Annotated in this window: 5 protein-coding genes and 1 pseudogene; 4 read left to right on the top strand and 2 right to left on the bottom strand. The window is 59.2% G+C overall.

Annotation, left to right across the window (positions count from 1 at the left end):
* Positions 1-502: ATP-binding cassette domain-containing protein (locus PSV43_RS06945; RefSeq protein WP_300194895.1), on the top strand; the 502-nt coding region annotated here is incomplete at its 5' end.
* A gap of 45 nt (positions 503-547) precedes the next feature.
* Complete coding sequence (locus tag PSV43_RS06940; RefSeq protein ID WP_300194893.1) at positions 548-1,753, top strand: FtsW/RodA/SpoVE family cell cycle protein; 1,206 nt, start codon at positions 548-550, stop codon at positions 1,751-1,753.
* A 51-nt stretch (positions 1,754-1,804) separates the two neighbouring features.
* Here PSV43_RS06940 and PSV43_RS06935 read toward each other — a convergent pair whose 3' ends face one another.
* Entirely contained in the window at positions 1,805-3,118 is a 1,314-nt protein-coding gene (locus PSV43_RS06935) for a Gfo/Idh/MocA family oxidoreductase (RefSeq protein WP_300194891.1), read from the bottom strand.
* Between the two features lie 71 nt (positions 3,119-3,189).
* Here PSV43_RS06935 and PSV43_RS06930 point away from each other — a divergent pair, with 71 nt between their 5' ends.
* Both PSV43_RS06930 and PSV43_RS06925 read left to right on the top strand, forming a co-directional pair.
* On the top strand, positions 3,190-3,888 hold the full coding sequence (locus PSV43_RS06930) for a YggS family pyridoxal phosphate-dependent enzyme (protein ID WP_300194889.1): 699 nt from the start codon (positions 3,190-3,192) through the stop codon (positions 3,886-3,888).
* Positions 3,885-4,274, top strand: coding sequence for a S4 domain-containing protein (locus PSV43_RS06925; RefSeq protein ID WP_300194887.1), 390 nt, complete (start codon positions 3,885-3,887; stop codon positions 4,272-4,274). The genes PSV43_RS06930 and PSV43_RS06925 overlap by 4 nt, the downstream gene beginning before the upstream one ends.
* A 117-nt stretch (positions 4,275-4,391) precedes the next feature.
* Here PSV43_RS06925 and PSV43_RS06920 read toward each other — a convergent pair.
* A pseudogene (locus tag PSV43_RS06920) lies at positions 4,392-5,099 on the bottom strand (sulfatase); the annotation flags it as partial.

Below are 5,099 nucleotides of genomic sequence, written 5' to 3'. Positions count from 1 at the left end.
GTTTCAGGATCCCATTGGCTCGCTGAATCCGCGCATGACGATCGAATCCATTCTCGGTGAGCCATTGCAGATTCATTTCAAAGAACTTTCACGCGAGCAGCGCCGCGAGGTCTCCGCCGGGCTGCTCAAAAAAGTCGGCCTGCCCGAAGATGCCCTGCAAAACTACCCGCATGAATTCAGCGGCGGCCAGCGCCAGCGCATCGGCATTGCACGTGCACTGGCTGTGAAGCCGCGCTTCCTCATCTGTGACGAGCCCGTCAGCGCCCTCGATGTCAGCGTGCAGGCGCAGATTCTGAACCTGCTCAAGGACATCCAGGCCGAGCTCGATCTCACGCTGCTCTTCATCGCGCACGATCTCGCCGTCGTCCGTCACATGAGTGATCACATCGTCGTCATGCATCACGGCAAAATCGTCGAGCAGGGAGATGCGGATGAGATCTGCGAAAACCCGCGTCACGACTACACCCAGAAGCTGCTCGAAGCCGTGCCCGTGCTCATTTAGCGGCAGCGGTAACCGCGTCTTCCCAAATTTTCTTGTTCTGATTCAATGACTCCTCTCTTTAAAAAATTCCTCGGCATGAACTGGCTGCTGGTGTTGAACATCGCCGCCCTCATCGTTTTCGGGGTGTATGCCATCTACAATGCCTCGGCCTACAAGGACGAGAGTGATCTGGCGCTCAAGTGGCGGGATCAGATCCGGTGGGTGATGATTGGTCTGCCGGTTTTCTTTGTAGCCTCTTTGATGGACTACAAGTGGGTGCGCTGGGCCTGTGTGCCGATGTATATCGCTGGCATCGGCGGTCTTGTGGCGGTGCTGGCCTTCGGGGTGGAGATCGGTGGCAACAAAGCTTGGATTAAAGTGGGCGGCATGATGGTCCAGCCCTCCCAGTTTGCGATCATGTCCGGCATCTTGATTTTGGGTGTCATTTTTGGTGAACTGCCGCGCATGCTGCCGGTCTTTCGTCGTCCTTGGCTGCGCATTCTGGCGGCTGGGATGGTGGCAGGCATTCCCGCCATGATGGTCATCAAGGAAGACTTGGGCTCCGGCCTCGTCTGGGGCCCGGTGTTCCTTTCGATGATGCTCGTCGGCAGCATCCCATTCCGCTACATGATCACCATGCTGCTCGGTGTCGTCAGCGTCGTGCCGCTAGTGTACGTCTTCGCCCTCAAGCCCTACCAGCAGGCTCGTATCAATTCCACCTGGTACATGGCCACGAACCAGCTCGACAAAGTGGACCTCCAAAACGAAGGCTGGGTGGCCAAGCACCTGCAGATCGCGGTTTCCACGGGAGGCTTGGAAGGGAAGGGGCCCGAGTCCAAAAAGGTGCCTGATCAGGCCTCGATCCACCGCACTTTCTTCCCGCACGAATCCATCAATGACTTCATCTTCGGCGTCGTCGCCGAGGAGTTTGGTTTCCGTGGCTCAGTGCTCCTGCTCTCGGGCATGGCACTGCTTCTGCTGCAAAGCGTCTTCGTGGCCTTTTGCGCCCGCGATCAGCTGGGGCGGCTCATTGTCGTTGGCGTGGTGGCCATGTTCTTTGTGCATACCTTCCAAAATGCCGGGATGAATCTCGTCATGCTGCCCGTCATCGGACTGCCCATGCCCTTCATCAGCTACGGCGGTACCTTTGTCGTCGTGACGCTATTCCTCATGGGCATGGTGCAAAGCGTCTGGGTTCATCGCAACATCTCCGCCGTGAAGAGGAAACGTTCTGTGAACGGATCGCGACAGGATGAAGATGATGAGGAATAAAGTCAGACTGATGGCGACCTGCCATCAGCCTTGTTTGAGATCAGGCTCTCCTCACACAATCTCCCAGCCTTTGCGGTAGTCGCGGCGCACCATTTTGTCGGCTGCGGCGCTGTTGGGGATCTTGAGCGCGGGCGCATCCCATTGCAGCGGTTCATTGGGGAAGGCGCTGGCGAGGCAGCCGAGGAGCACGGCTTCGGTGAGCGGGCCGGCGTAGTCGAAGTTTGCGGAGGGCTGCTTGTTGCCTTTGAGGCAGCAGTCGATGAAGTCGGCGCGATGGTCGCGAGGTTCGAGCTTGGGATATTTAAACCCGGTGAACTTCTCGCGTGGATACAGCATCGGCGTGGAGCCGTGCGAGTGGAGCAGCACGCCTTCCGTGCCCAGGTAGATGGTGCCCTGCTGCGGGAATTTGGCATCGCCGATCATGGCCATGACGGCGGCAGGCGGGCGGGCGTCGCCATCGGTCCAGGTGACCTTGATGCTGTCGCCTGCGGTGTATTGAGTGCCTTTGAAGGTGTATTCGACGACGGCATCGGTGGCCCAGTTGTCCTTGTTCGGTGCGGGACCGCGTGAGACGACGGAAACCGGTGCCGCGAGATCGAGAGAGCGGAACCAGCCGCTGAACATGTGGCAGCCCATGTCTCCGAGCGTGCCGGTGCCGAAGTCACGGCGCTTGCGCCAGTTGCCGGGGTGATCATAGCCTTGGATGTAGCTGCGCTCACTGGCAACGCCGAGCCATTTGTCCCAGTCGAGTTCGGCTGGGATGGGATCGCTCTTTGTGGGGCGTAGTTCCATGTCTCCCCATTTTTTGTGCGAGAAGGTGTGAGCTTCCTTCACCTTGCCAATGGCACCCATTTGAATGAGGGCGACTGCATGGCGCTCGGTGAATTCGGAGGAAACCTGGATGCCCATCTGCGTCATCACGCCTTTTTCACGGGCGCGCAGCACCATCTGGCGGCACTCCCAGAGATTGTGCGCGAGCGGCTTCTGGCCATAGACATGCTTGCCAAGATTGATGGCGCGAATGCCCATGCTGCCGTGCATGTGATCGGGCGTGGAGACGTTCACGCTGTCGATGTTGTTCGCCTCTTTTTCCAGCAGCTCACGCCAGTCCTGATACACCTTCACATCGGGCCATTTTTCCTGCACCTTTTTGAAGTTGCGCGTATCGACATCGCAAACCGCAGTCAGCTCCCACATCGGGTGCGCCGACATGGATTGCATGTCTCCCATGCTCATCCCCGCAGCACCAAAGCCCGCATGGCGCAGCTTGCCATTGGGGGAGGCGGCCCGCAGACCGGTGGTGACCCAGGGGGCGGCGAACAGCGTGGCGGCGGATTGGCGGATGAAGTGGCGGCGTGATTGCATGTGGAATGAATGGATTGAACGCGAAAATACGTTGCGCGAAGTGCGCATCTTCCGTTTCTCTTTGCCACGACATGAACGACCTCTCCGCTCGCCTGCAAGCCATCCGTGACCGCATGACCGCCGCTGCGCAGCGCTGCGGGCGTGATCCCGCCGCGATCGAACTGCTCGCTGTTTCCAAGACCTTTCCCGTCGAAGCGATCCGCGAAGCCGTGGATGCCGGCCAGCTTCTCTTCGGTGAAAACAAGGTGCAGGAGATTCTCGGCAAAGCACCGCAACTGCCTGCAAATTTGCAGTGGCATCTCATCGGCCACTTGCAGTCCAACAAGGTGCGCAAGGTTCTTCCGCAGGTGAAGGCGATCCACAGCATCGGCTCGCTCGATCTCGCGCGGGATGTGGATCGCATCGCGGCGGAGCTTGGGCTGTTTCCGCAGGTCTATCTGGAGGTGAACCTTGGCGATGAGAGCAGCAAGCACGGCTTCAGCGCCGAGCAGGTGCGCGCCAGCCTCGAAGCGCTGTATGCGCTCAAGCGCCTCGAGATTCAGGGGCTCATGTGCATTCCACCTTTTGATGACGACGCGGAAAAGAGCCGGTCTTATTTTGTGCAGTTGCGCGCACTGCGGGATGAACTCGAACAACGCGGCGGCGAACCGCTGCCGCGCCTCAGCATGGGCATGAGCCACGATTTTGAAATCGCCATCGAGGAAGGCGCGACGATTGTACGCGTCGGCAGCGCGATCTTTGGCGGGCGCACTTACGCGACAGCGGCATGAGCCAGCGCGCCGACAAATGGCTGCACCATGTGCGGGTCTTTAAGACGCGTACGCTGGCCACGCAGGCCTGCGCGAGAGGGAATGTGACGATCGGCGGGCAGCCGGTGAAAGCTTCGCGGGATTTGAAGCCTGGCGATACCCTTGAGATCGTGCGTGGGGATCTGCGGCTGCGACTGAAGGTGATCGCGTTTTCAGCGGTGCGTTTGGGGCCTCCGAAGGTGGCGGAGTTTTGTGAGAACCTGACGCCGCTGGAGTGGATCCAGCGTGCGAGCGAACTGCGGCGTGAGCGTGAACTCATCCAGCCGCGTGCGCATGAAGTGGTGGCGAAGCCGGACAAGAAGCAGCTTCGTGAACTACGGAAGTTTTGGGAGGAGCAGGAGGAATAAGGAGGAATAAGGAGGTTAGACATCCTGCCTGACTATGGCGTGGGGCTTCTCGCCTTGGGTCTCTGACGAAGGCGGGACGCCTCGATCCGTTGACGGGCTGGAAGCCCATCCTCCGACTTACTTGGCTTTGCCTTTCCCCTTTTTGCCCTTGCCCGGTTTGTCCGTCTTCGTATCCAGAGTGTACGGCGGGTGCTCAAACGGCACCGGATCAGCCACCACACGCGGATCGCCCACCGCTTTGAGCTTCTCCTGCAACTCCGCGGCCATCTTTGTTTTCACGTTCGCATACGCCGGTTCATTGGCCACGTTGATCGTGGAGTCAGGATCTTTGCTGATGTCGTAGAGTTCTTCTTCGGGGCGCTTGGCGAAGGCGTAGTCGAAGTACCACTTGTACTGCGAGTCGTTGCGATGCTCGATGAGCCAGGCTTTGGCGGGGGATGAGTCCATGTCTGGGAAGGCTGCGTAGGTGTCGTTTTCCAGATCGTCCTGTGAAGGAGTGAAGGTGTCGGTCAGCTTTTTATAGTCGCCCATGGGCATGCGGTCGGGCTTGAAGTTATGGATGTAGAGGAAGCCGTCTTTGCGCAGGGCGCGCTGGGGGTAGGGAAGATTGCCTTCGCGGGCGATGCTGACATGGCGCTCGCGGCCGGTGATGACGTAGTCGCGGTCTTTTTCGATCTGGCCGGATTTGCCAGACTTCATCAAGCTCACGAGGCTTTTGCCATTCACTCCGTCAGGAATCTTCGCGCCACCGATCTCCATAAACGTGGGCGCGAGATCCATGAGATTCACGAAGTCGTCGATGTAGCGGCCACCGGGCTGGCCGGG

It is taken from the genome of Prosthecobacter sp., from assembly GCF_029946185.1.
In the GTDB taxonomy this organism is placed as follows: Bacteria; Verrucomicrobiota; Verrucomicrobiia; order Verrucomicrobiales; family Verrucomicrobiaceae; genus Prosthecobacter.
Note: the sequence above shows the minus strand (reverse complement) of the source record. Positions and strands in the feature narration are given on the sequence as shown.